This is a genomic window from Streptosporangium sp. 'caverna', from assembly GCF_003203775.1.
Taxonomy (GTDB): domain Bacteria; phylum Actinomycetota; class Actinomycetes; order Streptosporangiales; family Streptosporangiaceae; genus Streptosporangium; species Streptosporangium subroseum.
On record NZ_CP029711.1, the window covers coordinates 9,409,285 to 9,434,713 of the forward strand.

At 69.4% G+C, this 25,429-nt stretch carries 22 protein-coding genes; 8 read left to right on the top strand and 14 right to left on the bottom strand.

Annotated elements, in window-relative coordinates; genetic code table 11:
• Positions 1-149: 149 nt before the first annotated feature.
• Complete coding sequence (locus tag DKM19_RS40410) at positions 150-1,154, top strand: endonuclease/exonuclease/phosphatase family protein (RefSeq protein ID WP_204358445.1); 1,005 nt, start codon at positions 150-152, stop codon at positions 1,152-1,154.
• Positions 1,155-1,444: 290 nt separating this feature from the next.
• Here the strand turns inward: DKM19_RS40410 and DKM19_RS40415 are convergent, their stop codons facing one another.
• The 3 genes from DKM19_RS40415 to DKM19_RS40425 all read right to left on the bottom strand — a co-directional run bounded on the left by DKM19_RS40415 (position 1,445) and on the right by DKM19_RS40425 (position 3,483).
• Entirely contained in the window at positions 1,445-2,026 is a 582-nt protein-coding gene (locus DKM19_RS40415; protein WP_239513853.1) for a hypothetical protein, read from the bottom strand.
• Positions 2,027-2,040: 14 nt separating this feature from the next.
• Complete coding sequence (locus tag DKM19_RS40420) at positions 2,041-2,556, bottom strand: M48 family metallopeptidase (protein ID WP_089212150.1); 516 nt, start codon at positions 2,554-2,556, stop codon at positions 2,041-2,043.
• Positions 2,557-2,697: 141 nt separating this feature from the next.
• Positions 2,698-3,483 (bottom strand): enoyl-CoA hydratase/isomerase family protein, encoded by a 786-nt coding sequence (locus DKM19_RS40425; RefSeq protein ID WP_110703405.1) that lies wholly within the window; start codon positions 3,481-3,483, stop codon positions 2,698-2,700.
• Positions 3,484-3,635: 152 nt separating this feature from the next.
• Here DKM19_RS40425 and DKM19_RS40430 point away from each other — a divergent pair, with 152 nt between their 5' ends.
• Both DKM19_RS40430 and DKM19_RS40435 read left to right on the top strand, forming a co-directional pair.
• On the top strand, positions 3,636-4,736 hold the full coding sequence (locus DKM19_RS40430; protein WP_110703408.1) for a ThiF family adenylyltransferase: 1,101 nt from the start codon (positions 3,636-3,638) through the stop codon (positions 4,734-4,736).
• 63 nt (positions 4,737-4,799) lie between these two features.
• The gene (locus DKM19_RS40435; RefSeq protein ID WP_110703411.1) at positions 4,800-6,143 is read left to right on the top strand and encodes an AarF/ABC1/UbiB kinase family protein; all 1,344 of its coding nucleotides are present in this window, start codon (positions 4,800-4,802) and stop codon (positions 6,141-6,143) included.
• Positions 6,144-6,461: 318 nt separating this feature from the next.
• On the opposite strand, the gene DKM19_RS40440 is transcribed toward DKM19_RS40435, so the two are convergent.
• The 4 genes from DKM19_RS40440 to DKM19_RS40460 form a co-directional block, all read right to left on the bottom strand.
• A complete protein-coding gene (locus DKM19_RS40440) occupies positions 6,462-6,656 on the bottom strand; it encodes a hypothetical protein (protein WP_110703414.1) in 195 nt (64 codons plus the stop codon).
• A 40-nt stretch (positions 6,657-6,696) separates the two neighbouring features.
• On the bottom strand, positions 6,697-6,966 hold the full coding sequence (locus tag DKM19_RS40445) for a WhiB family transcriptional regulator (protein ID WP_089212182.1): 270 nt from the start codon (positions 6,964-6,966) through the stop codon (positions 6,697-6,699).
• 544 nt (positions 6,967-7,510) lie between these two features.
• On the bottom strand, positions 7,511-8,377 hold the full coding sequence (locus DKM19_RS40455; protein ID WP_110703420.1) for an acyl-CoA thioesterase II: 867 nt from the start codon (positions 8,375-8,377) through the stop codon (positions 7,511-7,513).
• Positions 8,374-10,443, bottom strand: a complete 2,070-nt coding sequence (locus DKM19_RS40460) for an ATP-dependent DNA helicase UvrD2 (protein WP_110703423.1) — start codon at positions 10,441-10,443, stop codon at positions 8,374-8,376. The genes DKM19_RS40455 and DKM19_RS40460 overlap by 4 nt, the downstream gene beginning before the upstream one ends.
• 175 nt (positions 10,444-10,618) lie before the next feature.
• Here DKM19_RS40460 and DKM19_RS40465 point away from each other — a divergent pair, with 175 nt between their 5' ends.
• The gene (locus DKM19_RS40465) at positions 10,619-11,608 is read left to right on the top strand and encodes an alpha/beta hydrolase (RefSeq protein ID WP_110703426.1); all 990 of its coding nucleotides are present in this window, start codon (positions 10,619-10,621) and stop codon (positions 11,606-11,608) included.
• A gap of 84 nt (positions 11,609-11,692) precedes the next feature.
• The gene (locus tag DKM19_RS40470; protein WP_089212158.1) at positions 11,693-11,947 is read left to right on the top strand and encodes a mycoredoxin; all 255 of its coding nucleotides are present in this window, start codon (positions 11,693-11,695) and stop codon (positions 11,945-11,947) included.
• 177 nt (positions 11,948-12,124) lie between these two features.
• Here the strand turns inward: DKM19_RS40470 and nudC are convergent, their stop codons facing one another.
• Positions 12,125-13,102, bottom strand: coding sequence for an NAD(+) diphosphatase (gene nudC, locus DKM19_RS40475; protein WP_110703429.1), 978 nt, complete (start codon positions 13,100-13,102; stop codon positions 12,125-12,127).
• A gap of 220 nt (positions 13,103-13,322) precedes the next feature.
• Here nudC and DKM19_RS40480 point away from each other — a divergent pair, with 220 nt between their 5' ends.
• Genes DKM19_RS40480 through DKM19_RS40505 form a run of 3 tightly spaced genes read left to right on the top strand, consistent with a single transcriptional unit; the run spans position 13,323 to position 18,423 of the window.
• Positions 13,323-14,750 (top strand): siderophore biosynthesis protein, encoded by a 1,428-nt coding sequence (locus DKM19_RS40480; protein ID WP_204358446.1) that lies wholly within the window; start codon positions 13,323-13,325, stop codon positions 14,748-14,750.
• A 14-nt stretch (positions 14,751-14,764) separates the two neighbouring features.
• Positions 14,765-16,675, top strand: a complete 1,911-nt coding sequence (locus tag DKM19_RS52835; protein ID WP_305000276.1) for an IucA/IucC family protein — start codon at positions 14,765-14,767, stop codon at positions 16,673-16,675.
• Entirely contained in the window at positions 16,672-18,423 is a 1,752-nt protein-coding gene (locus DKM19_RS40505; RefSeq protein ID WP_239513854.1) for an IucA/IucC family siderophore biosynthesis protein, read from the top strand. The genes DKM19_RS52835 and DKM19_RS40505 overlap by 4 nt, the downstream gene beginning before the upstream one ends.
• Before the next feature lie 219 nt (positions 18,424-18,642).
• Here DKM19_RS40505 and DKM19_RS40510 read toward each other — a convergent pair whose 3' ends face one another.
• The 6 genes from DKM19_RS40510 to DKM19_RS40535 form a co-directional block, all read right to left on the bottom strand.
• Positions 18,643-19,698: an alanine racemase gene (locus DKM19_RS40510; protein WP_239513855.1), complete on the bottom strand. Its 1,056-nt coding sequence runs from the start codon at positions 19,696-19,698 to the stop codon at positions 18,643-18,645.
• A gap of 261 nt (positions 19,699-19,959) precedes the next feature.
• On the bottom strand, positions 19,960-20,385 hold the full coding sequence (locus DKM19_RS40515; protein WP_110703435.1) for a hypothetical protein: 426 nt from the start codon (positions 20,383-20,385) through the stop codon (positions 19,960-19,962).
• A gap of 17 nt (positions 20,386-20,402) precedes the next feature.
• Positions 20,403-20,630, bottom strand: a complete 228-nt coding sequence (locus DKM19_RS40520) for a hypothetical protein (RefSeq protein ID WP_110703439.1) — start codon at positions 20,628-20,630, stop codon at positions 20,403-20,405.
• A 158-nt stretch (positions 20,631-20,788) separates the two neighbouring features.
• Complete coding sequence (locus DKM19_RS40525) at positions 20,789-22,411, bottom strand: phospholipase C (protein WP_110706335.1); 1,623 nt, start codon at positions 22,409-22,411, stop codon at positions 20,789-20,791.
• Between the two features lie 126 nt (positions 22,412-22,537).
• A complete protein-coding gene (gene efeB, locus DKM19_RS40530; protein WP_110703442.1) occupies positions 22,538-23,719 on the bottom strand; it encodes an iron uptake transporter deferrochelatase/peroxidase subunit in 1,182 nt (393 codons plus the stop codon).
• The gene (locus DKM19_RS40535; protein ID WP_162642122.1) at positions 23,716-24,918 is read right to left on the bottom strand and encodes an EfeM/EfeO family lipoprotein; all 1,203 of its coding nucleotides are present in this window, start codon (positions 24,916-24,918) and stop codon (positions 23,716-23,718) included. Before DKM19_RS40535 ends, efeB begins: the two co-directional genes overlap by 4 nt.
• Between the last annotated feature and the right edge of the window lie 511 nt (positions 24,919-25,429).

Consider the following 25,429-nt stretch of genomic DNA (forward strand, 5'->3'; position numbering starts at 1 on the left):
TCGCTGGACGCGACTGGCCGTTGGTGGACATGGCCGGATACCCGTAAACGGCGTTGGACCGTTTTATGCTCGTCTCACGTATCTCCGGATACCTTCGTTTCTCCGGGCACCTTCGTTTTGATCAAGCTATACGAGCGAATCAGGACAACGTGAGCGTGGACGTCATGGCCGACAGCGGCGTGGGAGGTGTGATCGTGACGCCGGTGCGCCGACGTCTGCGGATCTCCAAGGCTCTCGCCTGGGCCGCGATCACCCCCTTCGCCGCCTGGGCGCTGGCCAGGGGAACCGGGCTGGAGCGCGGATCGCTGACCACCCAGCTCATGACCGCCACACCGTACGCGGCGGCGGGTTCGCTCGTGCCCGTGCTCATCGCCGCGCTGACCCGCAACCGCGCGGCCGTCACGATCGCGCTGATCACCACCGCGGCACTCGGTTTCAGCGTGCTCCCCCGCGCCGTCGGCTCCACGGGGAGCGCGGCCGGGACTCCGCTGCGGGTGCTGACCCTCAACACGTTTTTCGGCGGAGCCGAGCCCGAGGTCGTGATGGACCTGGTCCGGCGTCTGCGGCCGGACGTGCTGAGCATTCAGGAGCTGACCCCGGGGATGGTCGAGGAGCTGGACGGGGCCGGGCTGAAGGCCCTCCTGCCGTACCGGACGCTGGAGGCCGAGTGGAACGCCGGCGGCACCGGTCTGTACGCCAGGTATCCGCTGACTCCGCTGGAGGACCTGTTCAAGGTGATCGGGCACAACATGCCCGCCGCCACGATGGCCCTCCCCGGCACCGGGCCGATCGAGATCGTCGCCGTACATCCCCGTCCGCCGCTGGGCAGCCAGGTGTACGAGTGGACGGAGGCCATAAACGCCTTTCCCTCCGCCTCCCCCGACACGATCCGCATCCTGGCGGGTGACTTCAACGCCAGCCTCGACCACGCGGTCATGCGGCGCTTCCTGAGCCGGGGCTACGCGGACGCGGCCGACAGGGCCGGGCAGGGGCTCACCCCCACCTGGCCCGCCAACAGGAGCTTTCCACCCCTCATCACCATCGACCACGTCGTCGTGGACCAGCGGGTGAACGTGAACGCGGTCAGCGTCCACACCGTCCCGGGCACCGACCACCGCGCCGTCTTCGCCGACCTGCGCCTGCCCTCGCCCTGACACGGCCCACGCGGCCCCACGTCGTCTCCTCACGACCTGGTACGGCCCCGCGAGGGCGATCCGGTTGTTGTCCCAGCCCTCGCGCCACATCCGGGCGTCGTCCCAGCCCCCGGGTCCGGGTGCCGTCTCGATCATCGGCTCCGGCCGCCTTTGCGGCCCTCGCGTCACTTCAGGTGCCGTCCAACCCTCACGTCACGCCAGGCCGTCGTCCAAGCCGAGTCGCCTCGACAGCAGCGTCCGGCTTCTCGTTCCGGCTCTCACGCCACTTCAGGTGCCGTCCAGCCCTTGGGTCACCTCGACAGCAATGCCCGGGTGTTGTCCCAGCCCTCCAGGCCGGGGTCCAGCAGGCGGACGTCGTCGGGCGCGCGCAGGCGGTGCCAGCCCGGCCCTCTGGCGACCATCCGGCTGCCGGGTGCCGAGGCGCGGAGCGTCTTGATCGGGTCGAGATCGTCGAAGTCCGCGCTCGCCCAGCCGGGATAGGGCAGGTGGGCCGCTATCGCCACCGCGCCGCCCTCCGCCGCCGGGCAGACGGCGATCTGGGCCCGGCCGAGCTCGCGGAAGAGCTTGCCGATGAGCAGCGGGGGCAGATCGGGCGCGTCGCCGCTCAGCAGGACCGCCTGCCTGCCGTACGGCAGGGCCGTGAAGGCCGCCTCGACCAGGGCGCTCCCCGACAGGTCGGGAATCTCGACGACCGGGGTGCCGGGCCAGACGATCTCCTCCATTCCCGGCACGCTCGTCACCAGGACCGGTGAGACGAAGTCGAGCCCGGCGACGAGCTCGTAGGTGTCCTCGGCCAGGGCCATCAGGAACTCGGTGGCGTCGACCCCCGGGGGGGCCGCCCTCGCGATCGAGGGTGTGACAAGAACCGCCACCAATCGATCTTCCGTCAATATTCCTCCGCAGAACCGCTGGCCGCCGTGGAGAATCCCTCGAGGAACCCTCGTGCCCGCTCGGCCTTGGGATAGTGTTCCACCAACGCCCAGAACTGCGGACCATGGCTCGGCACCAGCAGGTGGACGAGCTCGTGCATGATCACATAGTCGACCACCCACGACGGCATGCCCCGTAGCCGCGTGGAGATCCTGATGGTGCCGTGATCAGGGGTGCACGAGCCCCAGCGGTGCTGCTGGTTCTCCACCCAGCGCACGCTCGACGGATTCGCTCTGCCGTCGAGGTAGCGCGCCGACAACTCGGCCGCCCGGTCGAGTAGATCATCGTCCGAGGGCCGTCTTCGTTGCTCCTTGGCCGCTAACCGGTCGAGCATCCGGCGCACCCATTGCTCTTCATCGGTGCTGCTCAGCCCGGCAGGTAGGAGCACGATCGTTTTCTCGCCGTCGCGGTATGCAGAGACCGTCCGCCGGCGACGAGAACTTCGGCGGACCTCGACTGTCTCGGGGGGCACATATGAACGGTAGCCGAGAATGACGAATTCACACCAGAGGGTAGAACGCGTTCCCGCTGGTCAATCCCCGTTCGTTGATTGTTCAGCTATGCCTGTCAGTCATGAGGACGACCTATCTAATTAACCTGGATATCGCCTGTCTCATGAGTTGCCGAATCGCGGGACCCGCCGTTCTCTCTGGGCTGACAGCCCCTCAAGCATGTCGTCCGAGGCCATGGTGACCGGTTGGGCAAGGGATTCCCAGCGCAACGCGGCGTCGAGATCCGCGTGACCGCCCCCGGCGAGGGCGACCTTGGTGAGCCGGGTGGCGATCGGCCCGTTGGCGGCGACCGCCGATGCGATCTCCATGACCTCTGCCATCAGGGACTCGCGGGGAAACGCCCTGGTGACCAGCCCCGCCCGTGCCCCCTCCGCACCCTGCATCGTCCTGCCGGTCAGCAACATCTCCCTGGCCACCCCCACTCCCGCGACCCTGGGCAGCAGGTAGGTGGCCGCCATGCCGGGGTGTAGTCCGAGGGAGGTGAAAGGGGCGAGCAGCTTGGCGTCCTCGGCCGCGTAGACCAGGTCGCAGGCGAGGGCGAGGCAGAGCCCCGCCCCCACGGCGGCGCCGTTGACGGCGGCGATGGTCGGCACCTCCAGGTCGGCGATCGCCAGCCAGGTCCGGTAGAAGCCCAGCATCCGGTCACGCAGGGCGGGCACGCTCTCGGCGCCGCGCTCCGCGAGCCAGGAAAGATCTCCCCCCGAGCAGAACGCGTTGCCCGCGCCGGTGACCACCACGCAGCGGACGTCCCTGTCCGCGGCCAGATCGGCAATGGTCCGCCGCCACTCGCCGGTCATCCCATCGGTCATCGCGTTGCGCCGGTCGGGGTGGTTGAGGGTGAGCAGGACGACGCCGTCGTCCCGCCGGTCAAGCAAGAGCTCGTTCATGGCGGGAGCGTAATGCCAAGAGCTCGTTCATGGCGGAGCGTAACGCGCGGAGAGTTATCCACAGGCGGAGTTATCCACAGGCGAGGGAAAAGGCGTTTGGGATCTTACCGGGACGTGGCACTCTGGCCGCCCCCCTGGAGGAAGGCACCCTGATGAGGCCACGTCTCAAGCCCGCGCTGCGCCGGATCACGCGCGACGAACGCACCCTGCAGTTCGGCCTGCACCCCCGGCACGCGGTGGTGCTGACCGATCTCGAGCCCGAGGTCCGCCGGTGGGTCGAGAGCCTGGACGGCGTACGGGATCTCGCCGAGGTGCTGGTGGGCGCGGCCGACGCGGGGATCGGGGAGGATCGCGGCCGGACCCTGCTCGATCTGCTGGTCAGCCGGGGCGTGGTCGACGACGCCGGGGTGGGTCCCGGCCCGCTGCGCACGCTCACGATGGCCGAGCGCGACCGGCTCCAGCCCGACCTGGACGGGCTCTCGCTCTCCCCCGGCACGACCGACGGCGGGCTCGCCGCGCTGGAGCGCAGGCGCGATGCCCAGGTGCGCGTGTACGGCGCCGGCCGGGTGGGCGCCCAGATCGTCGCCCTGCTCGCCGCCTCGGGGGTCGGCCGGATCTGCGTCGTCGATCCCGGGACGGCCCGCAACCGGGATGTCGTCCCCGGCGGCCTCGGCTGGACGGAGGTGGGGATGAGCAGGCAGGACGGCGCTGTCGCGGTGGCCAGGAGCCTGGCGCCCGGCCTCACCGCGTGGACCGGCGACGGCGCGGCCCAGCTGGCCGACGGGGCCAGGCGGCCCGACCTGGCGGTGCTCGCGCCGGTGGTGCCGCTGGACGGCCTGCTGATCAGGGAGCTTCTCGCCTGGGAGATCCCGCATCTGCTGGTGACCGCCTTCGAGGGCTATGGGTCGGTCGGCCCGCTGGTGTTACCCGGTCGAAGCACATGTCTGCAGTGCCTAGATTTGACCCGACGAGACCGCGACCCCGGCTGGCCGATCGTCAGCGCCCGTCTGGGGGGCTTCCCCGCGGGCGAGATCGCATGTGGCACAGTGCTGTCGACGCTGGTCGCCGCGGCCGCAGCAGGTCATGCACTTGCTCTGATCGATGGCAGGGAGGTCGCTGTGACCAACGGCACAATGGATGTCATGCCCGATTGGAGATGGAAGAGGCGATCCTGGAGTGTTCATCCTCAATGTCGTTGCTTCCGAAACGAGTTGGGTTCGCTAACAATGGTCGCGTCGGCTCCATGCCGCTGACAGACACCACAGCGAAGGGAGGGAGCGGCGTCTCGCTGTACGGGGGACACGCCGCAAACCAAGGTGAGTGACCTTCCGCGCCGCGCTGTTGCGCGCTCCGCCAAGCTGGCGGCTCTCCCGATCGGGTTCGCCGGTCGCACCGCTCTAGGGTTCGGAAAACGGATCGGCGGGAAGTCCGCCGAGATCGTCGCCCAGGAAATCCAGGAACGCACCGCCGAGCAGATCTTCAAGGTTCTGGGGGAGCTCAAGGGCGGGGCGATGAAGCTCGGCCAGGCGCTGTCCATCTTCGAGGCCGCGCTGCCCCCGGAGGTCGTCGGTCCCTACCGCGCGACCCTGACCAAACTCCAGGACGCGGCCCCGCCGCTCCCCGCCAAGACCGTGCACAAGGTCCTCGTCGAGCAACTGGGAGACGACTGGCGGGAAAACTTCCAGTCGTTCGAGGACAGACCGACCGCCGCCGCCTCGATCGGCCAGGTGCACAAGGCCGTCTGGCACGACGGCCGGACGGTCGCGGTCAAGATCCAATATCCAGGAGCCGGCAAGGCCCTGCTCTCCGACTTCACCCAGCTGGCCAGGCTCGGCAAGCTCTTCGGGGTGCTATTGCCGGGGCTCGACATCAAGTCCGTCCTCAGCGAGCTGCGCGAGCGGGTGGTGGAGGAGCTCGACTACCTGCGGGAGGCCGAGGCCCAGCACGCCTTCGCCCTGGAGTTCAAGGACGACCCCGACTTCCTGATCCCGGACGTCATCGCCGCCAACGAGCAGGTGCTCGTCTCCGAGTGGGTGGACGGCACCCCGCTGTCACGGACCATCACCGACGGCACCCAGGAGGAGCGTGACCGCGCCGGACTCCAGCTCGTCCGGTTCGTGTTCTCCTCTCCGGCAAGGGTGGGCATGCTCCACGCGGACCCGCATCCGGGCAATTTCCGGATCGTCGAGGACGGGCGGATGTGCGTGCTCGACTTCGGCGCGGTCAACCGGATGCCCGACGGCTACCCCCCGCTCTTCGGGAAGCTGACCCGCATCTTCAACAACGGCGACATGGCGACCGTGATGCAGGGCCTGCGCGACGAGGGTTTCATCCGCCCGCACATCGAGGTGGACCCCGAGGCCCTGCGGGCATTCCTCGCCCCCTACGTCGAACCGACCGCGGTGGAGGAGTTCACGTTCAGCAGGGAATGGCTGCAGGACCAGGCGGCCACGGTCACCGACCTGAGGCCCGGAAACGTCGTGCGACAGCTCAACCTGCCCTCGTCCTACGTCCTCATCCACCGGGTGCACGCGGCGGGGATCGGCGTGCTCTGCCAGCTCGGCGCCACCGCCCGCTTCCGCCAGGAGGTCATCCGCTGGGTCCCCGGATTCGCCGACGCCGACGAGGATTCCGGAGAGCCCACGGCTGTCGTGAGCTGACCGCGGCAGCCGCGAACCGACCATGGCCGCCGTGAACCGACCGTGGCCGCCGTGAACCGGCTGCTGTGAACCGATCACGCCCGTCGTGACCTGAACACGGCCGTCGCGAGCCGACCCGGGCCGGCCGGTCACCCCGGAGCGGGATTCGCGTCGTGAGCGACGCGGATCCGGCGAATGCGGATCCGGTGAATGCGGATCCGGTGAATGAGACGGCCCCGACAGAAACGCGTCAGGGGTGGCCCGTTCGAACGGGCCACCCCTTTTTTACTTTTTAGCGATCTTCAGAGCGCCGGTCTCCGGAGAACCGGTCTCCGGAGATCAGACCAGGCGCAGGAGTGCGCTGCGGACGCGCGCGGACGCGCGTTCCACATCACGCTGAGCGCGCTGGAGGCGCTGGACACCGGCCGCACGGCGATGCTCCTCCGCTTCGCGGTGGAGGGTCCGTATTCGGTCTTTGACCAGTTCTTGATCCATAGAGTGCATGTCCAGGCTCCAAGCGGTGTGGAAGGTCATCGGAAATCGTCCTTTCGGGAACGTGCGGGTTCTTACGTGATCAGGCGGCGACCGGCGACTTGCGAGGACGCCCACGCGGGCGCTTCCGCGGAACGACCGCGCCTCGCAGGACGAGCTCGCCGCCCCAGACACCCCATGGCTCCTCGCGCTCGAGCGCGCGGGCCAGGCAGGCCTCGCGGATCGGGCAGCCTCCGCAGAGCGCCTTGGCGAACTCCACGTCCTCCGGAGACTCTGCGAACCACAGGTCGGGGTCGGTACGACAGGGGATTGTGGCTTCGTCGATCAGGTCCATGACCGTCTGGGCCCCCATCTGCTTCACCTCTCAGTTAGGTGTTGATCTTTGGTTACCTCGTGGGTGGGGGTCAGGAATGACGCGGACAAACAAGAAGGCCGCGGATCCTGGTGCGGATCCGCGGCCTGAAGGCTTTTTCTCTCTCGGTCAGGTTATGACCGGAGGGTGCCTCCAGGGTTGCGGACCACGCAGTCCACCGTTTCCGATGTGCTTGGTCGTTGCTGCATAGCTGCCGCCCACAGGGGCGGGGGTAGCCGGGACTCTCATCGCCGGGAAGGCGACCGGAGCGAACCCGTTGGCGGCCTGAACCAGGATCTGGACAGACTGGTCCTGCTGAAGCTGAGCCGCCGCGCCAACCGTGAGGATGACCTGGCTGCCGCGGTGCAGGACCGTGCTACGTCGCGCGGAAGTGAGCCCGAACCGGGACGACATCAGATTGCTCTTCACAGCGGACTCACCTCCATTCGTTGATGGCCGGGCACTCGGTGCCCGACTTGCTTGACATGACCCTAAACCCCGCTCGCGGGGACGGGCAACATATTTTCTACCTGCAGTTTTATCACTAGCTCACGCGGATCATCGCTTCCTGCACCACCGACACCGCGAGCTCTCCCGAGCGGGTGAACATCTCACCCTTGGCCAGGCCGCGCGCCCCACCCGACCACGGTGACTCCTGGGCGTACAGCATCCACTCGTCCACGCGGAAGGGGCGATGGAACCACATCGCGTGGTCCAGCGAGGCGCCGGAGATGTTGGAGGCTCCCCATGCCAGGCCGTGGGTCAGCAGCACGGTGTCGACCAGGGTGAAATCCGAGGCGTAGGCGGCGAGCACCACGTGCAGCAGCGGGTCGTCGGGCAGCTCGGCGTCGTAGCGGAACCACACGTCGGTCTTGGAAGTGCGCAGCGCGGGGTCTCGGTGGGCCTCCCAGGTGAGGGGGGTCACGTAGCGGGCGTCCACCGGGCGCGGCTTGGCCAGCCACTCCCGCAGCGGCGACTCATCCCCCATGACCTCCCGCATCCGGTCCTGGAACAGGGGCAGGCTCTCGGGCGCGACCACGTCGGGCATCACCACGGCCTGGTGCTCCACGCTGGTCTCCACGATGTGGAAGGAGGCCGACATGGTGAATATCGCCTTACCGTGCTGGATGCCCACCACCCGTCGTGTGGTGAAGGAACGGCCGTCGCGGACCCGTTCGACGTTGTAGACGATCGGGATCGCCGGATCGCCGGGCCGGATGAAGTAGGCGTGCAGCGAGTGGACGTAGCGATCCTTCGGCACCGTCCGGCCGGCGGCGAACAGCGCCTGGGCCGCCACCTGACCGCCGAACACGCGCTGGATGCGCTCCTCAGGGCTGCGGCCCCTGAAGATGTCGAGCTCGATCTGCTCCAGGTCGAGCAGGTCCAGCAACTCTTTGAGCGCCTCGTTCACGCGTCCTCCGTCTGGTTTGCGGCCGTGCGGCACAGATCGAGCACCGCTTCACCGTAACGGTCCAGTTTGACGCGTCCTATACCGGCGATCGCCAGCAGGTCCTGTTCGGAGGCGGGCGCCCGTTCGGCGATGGCCTGGAGGGTGACATCGGTGAAGACCGCCCACTGCGGGATCTTGTCCTTCTTCCCGACGCCCGTACGCCAGGACTTGAGCGCCTCCAGCAGGGCCTCGTCGTAGTCGACCGGGCAGGTGGGGCACCTGCCGAGCTTCTGCGCGGCGGCCGAGGTCAGGGTTCGGGCGCAGATCCGGCAGCTCACCGGCGCGGCGACCGCGCGCCGTTCCTTGGGGGCGGACTCGGGCGTACGGCTCTGCGCCCCGGAACGGCCCGTGAGGCCGTCGAGAAAGCGGGAGGGGCGCCGAGAACGACGCCCGCCCGGTGAGCGTGCCAGCGCCCACGACAGCCCCAGATGGGCACGCGCACGGGTGACGCCGACGTAGAGGAGACGGCGCTCCTCCTCGATCTGCTCGGGCGTCTCGGCATAGATGATCGGCAGCATGCCGTCGGTGACCCCGACGAGGAAGACCGCGTCCCACTCCAGGCCCTTGGCGGCGTGCAGCGAGGCCAGCGTCACGCCCTCGACCGGCGGCGCGTGCTGCTCGCTGGCCCGACGCTCCAACTCGGTCACGAAGGCGGGCAGGTCCGCGCCCTCCGCGGCGAGGTCCTCGGCGAGATCGGCCAGCGCCTTGAGCGACTCCCACTTCTCGCGGGCCTTGCCGCCGCCGGGGACCACGGGGGTGAGGCCGATGCCGGCGAGGATGTGGTGAACGGTCGTGACCAGCGTGTCGTCGGGCTCGACCGAGCGGGCGGCGCCGCGCAGCAGCACGACCGCCTGGCGGACCTCCGGACGCTCGAAGAACCGGTCGGCGCCGCGCAGCACGTAGGGGACTCCGGCCTTGCCGAGAGCCTGCTCGTACGCCTCGGACTGGGCGTTGACCCGGAACAGCACGGCGATCTCCCGGGTCGGCACACCGCCGTCGGCGAGTTTCTTCACCGCCCGTGCCACGCCCTCGGCCTCGGCGACCTCGTCGTCGTATTCGGCGAAGACGGGCTCCGGACCGTCCGGACGCTGGGCGATCAGAGAGAGTTTGTGCGGGGTCCGCGCCTTCTCCAGCACCCGGTTCGCCAGGGAGACGACCTGGGGGGTGGACCGGTAGTCGCGAACCAGCTTGATCACGGTGGCGTTGGGATGCTCGACCGAGAAGCCCGTCAGGTAACGGGGGGTCGCGCCGGTGAAGGAGTAGATCGTCTGGTTGGGGTCACCGACCACGCACAGGTCGTCGCGACCGCCGAGCCAGGTGTCGAGCAGCAGTTTCTGCAGCGGGTTGACGTCCTGGTATTCGTCCACCACGAAGTAGCGGTACTGCTCGCGGATCTGGGCGGCCACCTCGCGATGCTCGGTCATCACCGCGGAGGTGAGCTCCAGGATGGTCTCGAAGTCGACCAGGTGCCGGTCGCGGCGGAGCGTCTCGTAGGCGTCGTAGAGCCGGAAGACCTCTTCGGGCGCGACCGGCGGGGTCCGGCCGGCCTTCTTCGCGGCGTCGGCGTAATCCTCCGGGGCGATCTGGGTGACCTTGGCCCACTCGATCTCGGCGGCGATGTCCCGCAGCTCGGACCGGTCGGGGTTCTTGCGGATGGAACGGCAGGCGTCGATCAGCAGGGGCATCTTCGACTCGATCACCCTGGGCGGATCCCCGCCGATGACGCGCGGCCAGAAGTAGGTGAGCTGACGCAGCGCGGCGGCGTGGAAGGTGCGGGCCTGCACCCCGGGCGTGCCGAGCTGGCGCAGCCGCTGCCTGAGCTCCCCGGCGGCACGTGTGGTGAACGTCACAGCCAACACGCCCTGTGCATCTACCACTCCGCTGCGTACGGCGTGCGCGATGCGATGGGTGATGGCGCGCGTCTTGCCCGTCCCCGCTCCCGCGAGCACGCAGACCGGTCCCCGGACGGCTTCCGCCACGTCACGCTGCTCGGGATCCAGCCCCGCCAGGACGTCGTAGGGCTCCACGGAGACTCCTTAACATGCTGTCGAACACGCTGGCGGAAACATCCTCCCAGCCACTGGCAGAGCATCGCCCATTCTGGCATCATGCCGCCGTTCGTCGATGTCGTTCGCCGAGATGCACAACCATGCCTGTTTCCCCCACAATGGGGAACGAATTGGCTCGGGGAAGGAAGAACCTGTGCGAACTGCGGTGACCGTGAGTGCGCTTGCTCTGGCGACATTGGTGATCGGATCCGCGACGGTGCACGCGTCCCCGGCTGCGCACGCGTCTTCGACGCCTTCGCACACGAGCGCCACCTCGACGGCGAAGAAGCCCGCCAAGGGCGACCCGACATCCCCGCCGACCCCGCCGCCGCCCCCGGTCGTCGCGCCTGATCCACTCGTCCACGGCACCGACATCAAAACCATCTCGTACGGCTCGCACGTCCGCCAGCGGATGGATGTCTGGTACCAGTCCGATGGTCTGACGCGACCCGGCGTCTTCGTGATCCACGGTGGCTGGTGGTCCTCAGGGGACAAGAAGCTCATGACCGCGGTGAGCCAGAGTTACGCCGAGCTGGGCTACACGGTCTTCAACATCAACTACCGCCTCTCCACCGACGCCCCCTGGCCGGCCCAGCGCACCGACACGCTCGACGCCATCGCCACCGCGCGCAGGCATGCGCCCCTGTGGGGCTTCGACCCGAACAACTACGTGGTCGTCGGCTTCTCCGCGGGAGGCCACCTGTCCACCGCCGTGGGAACCTACAAGGACGGCCTGCCCGGCCTGCGCGGCGTGGTCGGCATCTCCCCGGTGATCTCGCCGATGACGGCCTACACCGAAGGCGCCGAGAGCCCGGATGCGAACAAGCGCAAGCTGCGCACCGCGGCCATCAAACTCGCCGGGGGCTGCGGGCCCGGCAAGTGCCCCAAGATCTGGGCCAGCATGGAGGTGCCCCTGCACGCGAGCCGCCGCGACGTGCCCGTGCTGACCGCGCACTCGGAGGACGAGTTCGTGTCGGTGGAGCACAGCCTCCAGCTCAAGTCACGCCTGCGCCAGGTCGGCGTGGACATGACGGTGCTGACCGAACCGGGCACCGGGCACAGCGCTCCCCTCTACCGGATGCCCGGCCTGGCGGAGGAGGTCCAGGAGTGGATCGGCGACAGGCTTCTCGGGCCCACCAGATAAGCTTGTTGAGCCCCCGGGAAGATGAACGGCTCTCACTTTGTTGCCAATGAGCGCCGGACATCACATGAGGGGACATTTAACAAAATGGCGCTGACTGTATACACCACCACCTGGTGCGGTCCCTGCAAGCGGCTGAAGAGCCAGCTCACCCGCGAGGGCATCTCCTACGAGGAGATCGACATCGAGCGGAACCCCGACGCGGCCCAATTTGTCATGAGTGTCAACAACGGCAACCAGGTCGTGCCCACCGTCGTGATGGACTCCCCGACCGGTCGAGTCGTCAGGACCAACCCCTCGGTGATCGAGGTCAAACGCCTCCTGGCAGGCGTCAGCGCGTAACCGCGCTCCCTCACACGGCGAGCCCCGGTCCTGTTGGACGCGGGGCTCCGTCGTGCCGGAGTTTCGGCGACCGTACCCGGCCGCTGGAGCAGCCGTGGAGCTGCGGCGGCCTTCGCCGGCGACCTCGTTCGGCGCGTGCCCGCCACCGTCATCGACGGCCGAGACGGGCCGTGCCGATCACCAGTCGCCGATCAACGGCTTTCCGTACCAGGTCTCGATCAGCCTGCGGGCGATCGAGACCTCGGACGGCAGGCGCACCTCGCCGCTCTCCATCGCGGCCAGCAGCTCGGCGCGGCTGAACCAGCGCGCCTCGGCGATCTCCTCGGGATCGAGCACGAACTCGGTCGACGTGGCCCGCGCGAAGAAGCCGAGCATCAGGCTGCGGGGGAACGGCCAGGGCTGGCTGCCCAGATAGTGCGGTTCGGCGATGCTGACGCCGACCTCCTCGGCCACCTCACGCGCCACGGCGTGCTCCAGCGACTCGCCCGGCTCCACGAACCCGGCCAGCACCGACAGCCGCCCCTCGGGCCACTGCGGCCCCCTGGCCAGCAGGCACCGGTCCTGGTCGTCGTGGATCAGCATGATCACCGCCGGATCGACCCGGGGGAAGTGCTGGCTGCCGTCCTTGGGACAGACGCGGACGTGCCCGCCCGACCGGACCTCCGTACGGCTCCCGCAGCGCGGGCAGAACTCGTGGGTGGAGTGCCACGCCTCCAGGGCGACCGCGTAGACCATCAGCCCCGCGTCCCGGTCTCCCAGCAGCGAACCCACCTCGCGCAGCCCCACCGCGACGATCTCCTCCTCCGCCAGCGAGGAGGCGGCGCGCGGGGCGACGATCCGGCCCGGGGCGGAGGTGTGGACGACACCCGGCAGCGGGGCCGTCACGGCGAAGTAGGCGACACCCTCGGCGTCCACGCCGAGCAGGTAGCGCTCCCCCTCGGGTGCGTCGGCCGTGGGCAGCAGCGTCAGCGCGACGTCCTCACCGCTCCGCCGGACCAGCGCCTTGCCGTCGTCGACGACCAGGACCCGGGTCGCACCGTCCTCCCACGCCCGTTTGAGCCACTCGGCGTCACCCCGGAACAGTGCCGAACGATCGATGGTGCTGCGCGCGAGCAGCAGCGGTCCCAGTAGTTCTTCTTGCGTCGTGATCTCCACGCCGTCCCGCCTCCCCAAACCGGTGAACAGTTTATGCCGCAGGAGAGAGGCACTTCCGCGCGTCCTCCGATCTCGGCGGCCCTCCTGCCGGATGAGAGGTCTTCAACGCCATAAGGAGGAGGACTTGTACGGTGATTACGCAATCACGCACGCACGATGATCCTCGACGGCTAGGATACCTCGAGTTAGGTTAGCCTTACCTGATATCGGGGGTCCTGCATTGCGGCTGTACCTCACAGCGCTCAAACCGACCGACTCGGTCACGGACGGATTCCTTCCGGCGGCACACGAGCTGGGCTGTGACGTCACGATCCTCACCGACCGGCCGGAGCACCACCGGCACGCCGGGACCGAGGTGCTCGGCTGCGACGTGCGTGACGCCCGCGCGGTGATCGACGTCATCGCGCACCACCACGCACCGGACGCGATCTTCTCCAACTCCGATCACCTCCAGGCCGAGACAGCCCTGGCCGCCGAATACTTCGGCCTGCCGGGCAAGGACTGGAGAGCCTGCGCCACCACCAAGAACAAGGCACTCACCCGGCGGCGGCTGGCGGCGGCCGGGGTCGAGGTCGTGCGTGCCGTACGGCTGGCGGCCGGCGACCCCGTGCCGCGGGACCTGCCCTTTCCCGCGGTGGTGAAGCCGCGCGAGGGCGTGGCCAGCGAGGACGTCGTGCTGGTGCGCGACGCGGGCGAGCTCGCGGCGGCCGTACGGGCGATCCGGGACCGGCGCCCCGACGAGGCGCTGGTCGTGGAGGAGTACCTCGACGGCCCCCTGCACACGCTGGAGACGCTCGGCGACGGCGAGAGGACCCAGGTCCTCGGCGGCTTCCGGACCAGGCTCGGGCCGCTGCCGTACTTCGTGGAGGAGCGGCTCGACTGGGAGCCGCCTCCGGGGAGCGAGCACGTGCTGCGGGCGCTGGACGCGCTGGGGGCGGGGTTCGGGGCCTGCCACACGGAGTACGCGATGACCTCGGCCGGGCCGCGGATCATCGAGGTCAACTACCGGGTGATCGGTGACCACTGCGACTTCCTCGTCGCGGACCTGCTGGGCGTTCCGCTGTTCGAGCGCATCCTGGGCGTCCACCTCGGCGCGAAACTGAGCGACCGCGGCACACCCGGCATGCTCGCCATGAGACCGGACGGTCCAAGCAAGCCCGGTACGGAGCAGGGCGAGCCTGGCATGCTCGCCATGAGACCGGACGGTCCAAGCAAGCCCGGTACGGAGCAGGGCGAGCCTGGCATGAAGCCGGGCGGTCCAAGCAAGCCCGGCGCGGAGCCGGGCGAGCCCGGCATCCTCCGCGCGAAAACAGGTGATCCGGGCACGCCCGCCATGAGGCCGGGCCGCCCAGGCAAACTCGGCACGGAGCCGGGCGGCCCCGGTGCGGCCGGAGGACACGGGACCGTGCTGAGCCTGATCGCCGACCGCTCGGGGACCGTGGTGGAGGCTCCGGGGACGATCGTTCCCGCCGCCGGGGACCGGATCCGGTTGTGGCACCGGCCGTTGCGCGCCGTAGGCGACCGGATCGATCAGAGCAATACCAACCGCGACTACATGGGCATCGTTCGCGCGATCGGACCCGACCGGGCAAGCGTGGACGCGGCCCTCACGGCCTTCACCGCCGGCAACCCGTGGGTGATCGCATGATCGGGAGAGGCACCGTGAGCGGTCGGGAACCGTACCTCGCCGCCCGTGTTCTGAACGCGCTCCTGCGCGAGGACTACGGCGGCCTGACGGCGCGGGTGACCCGGAGCAAGGACGGCGTGGCGCTCGTCCTGCCCCGGGGGCGCCGGGTACGGCTGACGCCGGGCTCGCTGTTCCAGGACTTCGTGGTGGCCCCGGAGGAGGCGCTCCGCCTGGAGGAGGTCCTGCACACGTTGCGGGAGGTCTCAGCCCCGACGGACGCCCCCGGCGTCGAGGCCTTCGTCCAGGAGTGCCTGGAGGCGCTGCGCTCCCTCGACCTCCACGACGCCCACCGCGAGGAGGTGCTCGCCCGGCTGGGCGCCGAGTCCTCCCGGCCACCGGAACGGCTCGGCGCCGTGCGGAGCCGGGCGTCCGGCACCGGGCCGAGCCAGAGCTCAAGCGCCGTGCCAAGCCGGGCATCCGGCATCGTGCCGAACCAGGGCTCGGGCACCGTACGGAGCCGGGCTCCCGGCGCCGTGCCGAGCCAGGGTTCGGGCACTGGCCCAAGCCAGGCATCCGGCGCCGTGCCGAGCCAGGGCTCAGGCACTGGCCCAAGCCAGGCACCCGACCTCGTGCCGAGCCAGGGCTCGGGCATCGTGCCGAGCCAGGCATCCGGCGCCCTTCGGCCGGTGTCGGGCGTGGGGCACGGCACCGTGCGCTACGAGACGCTGGCCGCCTTCGTCGATCATCCGGTGTACCCGACGGCCCGGTGCCGGATCGGGCTCTCCGACGAGGAGCTGACGGCCTACGCGCCGGAGTTCGCTCCCGCCTTCGAGCTGCGCTGGGCCGCGGTGCCCCGGGAGCGGCAGGCGGGGGCGGAGATGCCGGAGGCTCCGGGGTTCGCCGCGGTCGGGCTGGACGAGCGCCTCGCGGAGACGCACGTGCTGTTCCCCGTGCATCCGCTGACGGTCCCCGCGGTCGAGGAGATCCCGTGGGCGATCATGGGGCCCGAGCCGTACCTGGAGGTCAGACCCACACTGTCGATGCGCACGGTCGAGATCTTCCCCGGCACGCACCTGAAGCTGCCGCTGACCACCAGCACGCTCGGGCTGCGCAACCGGAGGTCGATCAAGCCCGACACGCTCGCCGACGGGGCGCGGGCCGAGCTGCTGCTGCGCGAGATGCCCGATCCGGGGGTGGTCCTCGCCGACGAGCAGACCTACGGGCACGCGGGACACGAGTATCTGGGCTGGCTCCTGCGCCGCCATCCGGCGGGAGAGGCCGTCCCGGTGGCCGCGCTGCTCGCGCCCCTGCCCGGCGGCGGATCCGTCGTGGAGGAGCTCGCCGGGCGCTGGTACGGCGGGGACGTGACGCGACTGCTCGGGTGGTACCTGCGGCTGCTGTTCGGGTTCCACGTGCGGCTCTTCGTCCGGTACGGCACGGCGCTGGAGGCCCATCAGCAGAACCTCTCGCTCCTGTTCGGAAACGGTCCCGCCAAGCTGCTGGTCAAGGACAACGACGGGCTGCTGACCTCGCCGGACCGGCTGAGGAGCGCGGGCGTCGCGGTGCCCGACTTCGCCGACGGACGGATGCTGACCGACGATCCCCACGCCCTCGCCGACGTGTTCGTGACCATCACCCTGCATCTGGCCGCCGCCGCGGTGACCTTCGGCGCGCTGCCGTCCCCGCAGGCCGCCCGGCTGATCCGCGACGCGCTCTCCGACGCGCTGGAGGAGTACGGGGAGGATCCGATGGCCCGGCTGCTGCGAGCCAGAACCCTCGACGCCGCCCGGCTCGTCGGCAAGTCGATGATCACCGCGGGAACGCTGGTCGACAAGGCGCGCACCGGTGCGCGCGACGTGAACAAGTTCTACGGCACCAGCGGTCCCAACTATCTCCGCCAGCCGCCCCAGGCCGTCCAGACCGTGACCATGCAGAGGACGACATGACCAGCCTCGCGCTCGACTCTCCCGCCGCCGTCGCCGAGGAGGCGTCACTGGCGGCACTGCTGCGCTGCTGTGTGAGGGAGGTGTCCGGGCCTCGCGGGCAGGTCTGGCACGCCGAGCCGTACGTGCTGCTGCGCGTCGCGGACACCCTTCTGCGGGTCCGCACGTACGGCGGGCTCGCGCTGCGCTTCGAGGGACCGGCCGAATGGCTGGAGGCCGGGGCCTGGCAGCCGCTCTCCGCCGACCTGCTCGTCCGGCTTGTGGAGCTCGAACTCGGCGGGGCCGTACCGGCGGGAACCGAACCTGGCGAGACCGGGGGTATCGGGCCTGGCGATACCGGCTCCGGACTCGGCGGGACGGGATTCGGCACGGCTGAACCCACAGAAAACAGACCCGGTGGGACCCGGCTCGCGGAAACCAGACTGGGTGAGACCAGGCCCGCGGAAAACGAGTTCGATCAGATCGGATCGGGCGGGGTCAACGACGAGTTCGCGGCGCAGGTGGCCGCGAGCAGGGAGGTCATGGCGACGCTGCTGGCGGTCCGGCGGGACGCCGATCCTCCGGCCGATCCGTGGCTGGCCTCCGAGCAGGCGCTGGTCTTCGGGCATCCGTTCCATCCCAGTCCGAAGGCACGCGGCGGCGCGGACTGGCTGCGCTACGCCCCCGAGGCGCACGCCGGTTTCCCGCTGCGGCTGCTCGGGGTGAGGGACGACGTGCTGGCCCAGGCGGGCGACACCGGCCCGCTCGACGCCCTCGGCCGGGCGCCTCGCGGCTATTCGCTGCTCCCCGCGCACCCATGGCAACTCGACCTGCTCGCGGCGGAGCTGGCCGCGCCGCTGGCCGACGGGCGGCTGGTCGATCTGGGCGACGGCGCCCGTACGGCGATCCCCACCTCCTCGGTCAGGACGGTCTACGAGCCGCAGATCGACCGGTGCCTGAAGTTCAGCCTGGACGTGCGGATCACCAACTGCGTCCGGAAGAACTCCTGGTACGAGCTGGCGGGCGCGGTCGAGCTGACCAGACGCCTCGGACCGGTGTTCGAGGATCTCGCGGTCGAGTTCCCCGGCACCCGCTGGCTTCCCGAACCCGGCTACCGCTCCGCCGACCTGGGCACCCGTCTCCTGGAGGGACTGGGTGTGATCATCCGTACCAGCCCGTGGTCGGTCTGCCATCCGGGCGTGACCCCCCTGCTGAGCGGAGCGCTGGCCGTCTCCGCCGAGCTTCCGGCCGAGCCGGTGCGCTGGTGGCGTGCCTATGTCGAGCACGTCGCCCTGCCGGTGCTCGACGCCTACCTCAGCCACGGCGTGGTGCTGGAACCCCACCTGCAGAACGTCCTGATCGGCGTGGACGCGGCGGGGCTGCCGGTGGAGGCCGTCTTCCGCGACATGGAGGGCACCAAACTCGTCGCCGGCCGTCACGACCTGTCCGGGCTGCCGGAACGGGTCGCCGAGGCGCTCACCTACGACCCTGCCGCCGGCTGGAACCGGGTGGTCTACTGCCTGATGGTCAACCACCTCGCCGAGATCGCGGCCTCTCTCGCGGGGCAGGGGCCGACACGGGAGCTGTGGATGGTGGCCGGGGAGGTGCTGGCCGGATACGCGGAGTCCAGGGGATGGCCGCGACCGCTGTCCGACCTGCTGGCCGGGGTGCCGCTGCCCGCCAAGGCCAACCTGTCGGTCCGGTGGGCACGGTCGGCCGACCGTTCGGCCGGGTACGTGCTGGTGGCCAACCCCCTGGCGGTGCTCTCCTGATCCCGGACGGACCGTCCACCCGTTCATGATGAAGGGCCCCGAGAACTCGGGGCCCTTCATCACCAATTGCCTCCGGCGTGGAAACCCTCGCCTTCGGGCGGGGAGGGAAACGCGGCACGGTGACGCGCTTCCGGGTGAGCGGTCAGTCGTGGCCATCGGCTCGCCGAAGCAGCCGGATGTGGCGGTGGCCGATGCCTTGCCGGGTGATGATCTCGGCTCTCAGCTCGCGGTCAAGTAGTGGAAGCTTGGTTTCGGATGCATCAGGAAGTCGTGGTGAGAGATGTTCCAGGCGTAGGCGCCGGCCATCGTGAACTCCACGACGTCCCCCACCTCCAGCCGTGTGGGGACCTTCCTGGCGAGGATGTCCTTGGGGGTGCAGAGCTGGCCGACGATCGTGACCGGCTCGCCCGGAGCCCCCATGACCAGCGGCTGGTCGTGCCCCTTCGTGGCGGGGGTCCGGAGGTGGTGGGTGCCTCCGGCGACCACCGCGAACAGCTCGCCGTGCACGCGCTTCACGTCGATCACCTGGGTCACGTACCGCCCGCAGTAGACCGTCAGCGAACGTCCCGGCTCGATGCGCAGCACCTCGCCGGGACGGCGCAGCCTCGCCAGGCCCTCGCCGTACGAGCGCCAGTCGAACCGGTCGTCAGGGTCGGCGTAGGACACGGCCATGCCCCCGCCGAGGTTGATCTCGGTGACGCCCAGCCCCCGGGCATAGGTCAGGACGGCTTCGGCCAGCACCAGCAACCGCGCGGCGTCGAGGCCGCTGGCCAGATGCGCGTGGATCCCGCACAGCCGTACCGTCTCCTGGTCTTCCAGCATGGCCACGCACTCGGCGATCCCCTCCGGATCCATGCCGAACGGCGTCGCGCCACCGCCCATGGCCAGCGAGGCGCCCTCGATCGGCACGTCCAGGTTGACCCGGAGCAACACGTCCGCCCGATGTCCCGACGCCAGGAGCCGCCGCAGCTCACCGGGGCTCTCGACGTGCAGCCGGGTGACCTCGCTGAGCAGTTCCTTCTCCGTCTTGCCGGGTCCGCCCAGCGCGATCGAAGCGTCCGGGAAGAGCTCGCGCACGTGGGCCAGCTCTCCGCCCGAGGCCACCTCCCAGCCGTCGACGTACGGGGAGAGCGCCCGCAACAGCTCGGGATCGGGGTTGGCCTTCACCGCGTAGTAGAGCTCGACGTCGCCCAGCGCCGCTCGCACAGCCGCCAGGTGGGCGTCCAGCTCGACCAGGTCGTAGACGTAAGCGGGCAGCTCCGCCGTGGAGGCCAATCCTGAGACTCGATCCCTCACCGGTACCGCAGATATCACTTCGGCGTCTCCGATCTTAAAACGTCCGCTGGTCAGTACATCGAGCTCAGCCTGCCCATCGGCTGATCCCGGCATGCACGGAGGTCTCTCAACCGGGGGAGAACATCCATCACCAGGCGACGGCAGGATGAGCGTCAACCCGTCTCCGCCGCAGACCGCCGGCCTCCCCGCCCTGCCGCGTCCCGGACGGTGCTTCTCAACCGCCTGGCGAAAGAAAACCGCTCAGGGCAGGATCTCCAGCCGGACATCGGCGACGTCGTCATACAGGTGCGGCACAGGGGTGATGATCCGCAAGCCTCCGCGCGCTTCGGCCAGGAGCACGGCATGGGCGGCGGCAAGGATCGTCACAATCTCGGACTTCATCGCCAGTCCTGGTGTGTACTGCTCCAGGTTCGCCGCCATCTTCGGGCCGAACCGGGCCGCGTTCGTCACCTCGGCGGCCGTTAGGCCCCCGATCGTCACCACCGGCACCGAGAACAGTGCCTCGGCCTGGCGGGACCGGAAGCCGGCCACACACTGCGCGGCTACCGCCGGAAGAAGAAGCGTGGTGTTGCGCAGCACCGACTGGCGGACGATCTCACGGCCGTAATTACTCCGCGCGTCGAGCAGGTGGTAAATCGCGTCAAGATCGAGGACATGACCGGTCACTCCTTCGGTCCCTGATGTCACGCGACATCCCGGGAGGAGCCGAACAGGCGGTTCGCGCGCGCCCTGTCCGCGTCGGTGATGCCCTCCTGCCAGTCCGGGCCCCACAGCTGCTCCAGAGCCGCCATGCCGTCCTTGATGCGGCGCCGCTCCCGCAGAGCGTCGGCGATATAGCCCGAGGCATTGCCGGACTCCTGCGCTTCGTCGGCGAGATCGTCCGGCAGGGAGATCGTGATCCGCTTGGTCATACTCGTGAGGGTATTGAGTCATACTCTCGTCGTCCACAGCGGAGAGTCACCTGAAGTGACCGGATCGGGACGCGAAGGAGGCGGCAGGTTGCTCGCCGTTGCGCCCGCCATCCGATCGGACAGCGGGCGCAACGGCCGGGATTGGCTACGGGTGACCGTTAGCTACGGGTTACCGCGCCCGAGGTCGGGTTGAGCAGTACCGGCTTCTTGTTGGGGCCGTGGCGGAAGTCGAGCATTCCGGTCAGCGGCTTGGCGTGGGCGTCGAAGGAGGAGTCACCGATACGGCCGGTGCCCCAGTTGTCCTCGACGAACTTGAGGATCGAGGTCTGGTCGGTCCGGGTGTGGTCGACGTAGTTGGTCTTGCTGTACGGGCTGATGACCAGCATCGGGAGGCGGGGGCCCATGCCGCAGCGGTCGGCGTAGCCGCCGGCCGCCGAGGCGGTGCCGCACAGCGCCGCCACGTCGTGGGCCGGGTCGGCGGAGCCGTTGAAAATGGGAGGCTTGGCGTGGTCGTACCAACCGTCGGAGTCGTCATAGGCGATGACGACCGCCGTGGAGCTCCAGTCCTTCGACCGCTGCAGCTCGTTGATGGTGTCGACCAGGAAGTGCTGCTCGTCGAGCGGGTCGGAGTAACCGGCGTGGCCGTCCTGGTACTCGCCCGCCTTGAGGAAGCTGACCGCGGGGAGGTTGCCCGCCTTGACCGCCTTGTGGAAGTCGGTCAGGTCGTACTGGTGGTTGGCCTGGTCGGTCTGACCGATCTTGGCGACCGAGGACGGCGGCAGGTGCTTGGGGTTGCTGGTGGACTCGTAGTAGGCGAACGGGTTGTGGTGCGGGCTGTAGTCGACCACGGAGTTGCCGCCGATGTTCTGGTGGGTGGCCCCGCAGACCGCGTAGCCGTTGGCGGTGCCGGTCGGCGTGAAGCCGCCCTGGAACCAGCCCCAGGTCACCTTCTGGTCGTTGAGGAGGTCACCGATGTTCTTGCCCTTCATCACGGCAAGGGCGTTGGTGGAGGTGTGGTTGGTGTCCGAGCAGTCGTCGAACGCGGGGTCCGGGTCGTTGATGACCGTTCCCACGCCCTTGGCGTTCGGCGAGGCGACCGTGTAGGCGTCGGTGACCTTCTCGTGCGTGACCGGGTTCACCGCGTACACGCCGTGGGTCTGCCCGGAGATCAGGTTGAGCGCTCCCGGGGTGGACGGCCCGAATCCCGTGTTGAAGGAGTTGTCGCTCATCGCGTAGTTCTGGGCGTAGTTCCACAGACCGGTGACGGTGTTGCCGTCGTAGTAGTCCATGACCAGGCCGGGCTCGCCGAAGATGACCGGCTGGCCCGTGCACTTGTCACGCCCGGTGTTCTCGACGAACTTGTCGGCCTTGCCGCCGTTGTAGGCGAGCTGCTCGTGGCCGTAGTCGTGGTCCATGTCGCAGGACAGGGCCTGCGACGGGGCCAGGCGCTTGGGGTTGAACTGGTTCGGGTTCTTCGTGAGGAGCTTCTTGCTCAGGCCGTCGACCTTGGGGGTCCCCTTCACGGCCTTGAACGTCGTGCCGTCGGTGTTGGCGGCCTGGGGGTACGTGCCGAAGTAGTGGTCGAACGAGACGTTCTCGTCGAAGAGGACGACGAGGTGCTTGATCGGCGTCGAGGTGCGGCTGGAGTGGTCGGCGGGCTTGGACGCCGCTCCGTGGTCGGCCCATCCGGGGCTCGCCGCCACCGTCGCCATCGCCAGGGCCGCGACCGTCGCCGCCACCGCGAGTACCTGGGTCCTTCTGATCCGGCTATGGGACTTCATGCCCATGTCGCCTTCTTCCGTAAATGAGTGGTTTAGGTGCACTCGTCAATCTTTCGGAGCGGCAGGGCAACGGCCACCACGGAATCATGACGCCAGGCCAAACACTGAGTTAACGGTCCGTCCACATCAGCCCACCAATGTCCGGCCGAAATAGTCGCCGGCATCGCGCACCCCGGGCAGGACCAGGAAGTAGCCCCCACCGACGGGCTGGATGTAGTCGACCAGTGGCTCGTCTGCCAGCCTGGTCTGCACCGCCTCGAACTGTGCCGCGAGATCCCGCTGGTAGCAGACGAAGACGAGGCCCATGTCGAGGTCGCCGACCGAGTCGACACCGAGGTCGTAGTTGTACGGCCTGCGCAGGATGCGGCTGCCGTCCGTCTGGGGGACGCGTGGATTGGCCCGGCGAATGTGACTGGTCAGCGGAATCGAGGTGCCGACCGGATCGGCGGCGAAGTTGGGCACGTCGAGCTCGTGGTCGCCGTCCAGGGGCGCCCCGGTGTCCCGGCGCCTGCCGATCATGTTCTCCTGCTCCAGGATGGAGACCCTGTCCCAGAACTCGGCCAGTATCCGGATGATCCGGATCACCTGGTAGCTGCCGCCTTCGGGCAGCCAGACCAGCCGGTCCATCAGCGCGGCGTCGGAGACGTCGAGGTTGGACGTGCCGTCCTTGAAGCCCATCAGGTTGCGCGGCGTGCCGGAGGGCCTGGGCGGGGAGACGAAGCCGTCGATCCGCCAGCGCACCTGCATCCCGCCCCTGGTGTGCTTGGCGATGTCCCGCAGGGCGTGCGACACGGTGTCCCAGTTGTCGGCGCACAGCTGCAGGCTCAGGTCCCCGTGGCACCGCGCTTCGTCGAGGTGGTCGTTGGGAAATTCGCGCATGGGGGTCAACCCGGCCGGCTTGCGGTCTGCCAGGCCGTACCTGCCGTCGAACAGGGACGCGCCCACCCCGACGGTCACGGTCAGCCCGTCCGCCGGCACCGTGGGACCGAGGACCCCGGAGTCCGTCGGCGGTGCGCCGATTCCCACCTCGGGCGGGGTGCCGCCCGAGGTGAGAAACCTGGCCCGCTCGGTCAGGGTCCGCAGCAGGTCGGTCAGCTCCCGCCGGTCGGCGGCGAGCACGTCGAAGGCCACCAGCGTGGCGTTCCGCTGCTGAGGGGTGGTGATGCCGGCCTGGTGCGCGCCGTGGAAGGCCACCACCGGATCAACGGCCGGGGCCGGGGTCGCGCGACCGGACGGCGCCCCGGCGAGCACGGCGCCCGCCACGCCCACACCCAGCGCTCCGCGCATGAACGTCCGCCGGTCCGTCATGATGTCCTCCGGGTCTCACCGATCGACGCGATCGGGGCGAGTTCCTCCAGCAGTGCGCCGATCGTGCCGTCCAGCCGCCGGCGATCGATCGTCTTCAGCGAGGCGACGGGAGTCCATCCGCCGCCGGGCCGACGTGCGTCTTTCAGCAACCGCCGGGCGCGTCCCATCCAGACGCCCACCTGATCCCAGCCCGCGTACCGGCTCCGCATGATCGGCGCGATCGCGTCCAGTACGGCCTGCGTGCCGTCGAGGTTCGCCTCGGCCGTGGCCAGGCCGGTCCCGCTGCCCTGGTCGGCGGTGCCGGTCAGCTGGGACTGGAGGGTGTCCTCCAGGATCTCGTGGGCGCGCAGCGGCAGGTCCATGGGATCGGTCCGCTGGTCGGGGAAGTCGTGCCGCAACTTCGCGACGTCGGAGGCGAGCCGGTCGCCTTCCGGAGCCAGCGACGAGGGCGTCTCGCCGTGCCAGAGTCCGTACTCGATGCGGTAAAAACCCGAGAAGTCCTTGTCGTACACACCGCCCGGCAGGCTGTCCGGCAGGCCGTCGATCATGTCGGCGAACTCGTCGAAGGTCCCGTACGCGGCGCCCAGCCGTTCGTATCCCAGGTGTGCGGTCAACCACGCGGTCCGGGCGTCGGCCCGGTCGCCGCGGTGCAACGCCCGGCGCAGGGCGGCGACGTCATCGGCCAGAACGGCCAGCCCGGCGGTCACGCCTTTCCGGTATCGGCTCACCGCGCCGGTCAGATCCTGGTCGTCCACCGGCAGGACGGCCGGGGTGCCGTCCTGTGGTCCGTCGGTGATCCGCGTGGTTGGGCCGGTCAGCATGTTCACGCCCTCCGGCAGGCAGCGGAGGGCGTAGGCACCGTGCCCCAGCCGGACGCGCAGGGGTCTGGTGGTGCCCGGCGCCAGCGACTCCACCTCCGCGTAGACCGCCCCGGTGCCCGGGTCGACGAGCTCGACGTCGGTGGTGACCGTGTCCGTGTTCTTGACCAGGAACGTCCTGTCCCCGCCGTGCCCGGTCCAGCTTGTGCCGCACACGCTCCGCGCGATGCCCATCACGCTTTCCGCGGCGGGCGGTGCGGCTTCCGCCGTGGAGGGCGAGGCTGCCGGAGCGGGATCGCTCGTGCAACCGGTCAGGGGGAGGAGGACGATCGCGGCGAGGAGCGCCCGGCGGGCGGCGGATGGCCAAGCGGGACGTGTCACCGGGAAACTCCCGTCAGATGAGCACAAAAGCGACTCTGGGGAGCATAAGCCAGCAAAACCCCCTTCAGGGCCGATCCCGAAGGCGGACAGAGAGAACTTCATCGCCGGTTCACCGGCCGTTCGGTAACGGACGCCCCAGAAGAGCCGGATCCGATACCGACCGGGCGGACCTCTCCCTCGCCTTGGCCAAGATCACAGAGGTGGCGGGGCGACCTCCGGTCAGGAGATCGCCGCCGGGCTACGGCCGTCGGAGGTTATACGTGAGCGAGCGGCGCCCGGATGGCAGACGGAGAATTCCATCGGCGATATGGAACTCCGATGAACGGCTCCTTTGATGACGCCCCTCCCGAACCGGTCGGCGTTTCTCCCCGGGGATGAGACGGAGCACATCGCAAGGCCGGCGCCGAGGGCGTGCCTCGGCGCTTTTTCAGTCAGGGTGTCCTTATTCCTGCGCCGATCACCGCACCTTGGGTCACTTACACGAGACCGGCCCCGGGCTGCCCGGACGGCC

What these genes read in the sequence shown, in the direction of transcription:
- DKM19_RS40425 (WP_110703405.1), bottom strand. Translation starts at nt 3,483, where the DNA reads ATGAACGAGCTCTTGCTTGACCGGCGGGACGACGGCGTCGTCCTGCTC.
- DKM19_RS40430 (WP_110703408.1), top strand. Translation starts at nt 3,636, where the DNA reads ATGAGGCCACGTCTCAAGCCCGCGCTGCGCCGGATCACGCGCGACGAA.
- DKM19_RS40440 (WP_110703414.1), bottom strand. Translation starts at nt 6,656, where the DNA reads ATGACCTTCCACACCGCTTGGAGCCTGGACATGCACTCTATGGATCAA.
- DKM19_RS40445 (WP_089212182.1), bottom strand. Translation starts at nt 6,966, where the DNA reads ATGGGGGCCCAGACGGTCATGGACCTGATCGACGAAGCCACAATCCCC.
- DKM19_RS40470 (WP_089212158.1), top strand. Translation starts at nt 11,693, where the DNA reads ATGGCGCTGACTGTATACACCACCACCTGGTGCGGTCCCTGCAAGCGG.
- DKM19_RS40505 (WP_239513854.1), top strand. Translation starts at nt 16,672, where the DNA reads ATGACCAGCCTCGCGCTCGACTCTCCCGCCGCCGTCGCCGAGGAGGCG.
- DKM19_RS40520 (WP_110703439.1), bottom strand. Translation starts at nt 20,630, where the DNA reads ATGACCAAGCGGATCACGATCTCCCTGCCGGACGATCTCGCCGACGAA.
- DKM19_RS40525 (WP_110706335.1), bottom strand. Translation starts at nt 22,411, where the DNA reads ATGAAGTCCCATAGCCGGATCAGAAGGACCCAGGTACTCGCGGTGGCG.
- efeB (WP_110703442.1), bottom strand. Translation starts at nt 23,719, where the DNA reads ATGACGGACCGGCGGACGTTCATGCGCGGAGCGCTGGGTGTGGGCGTG.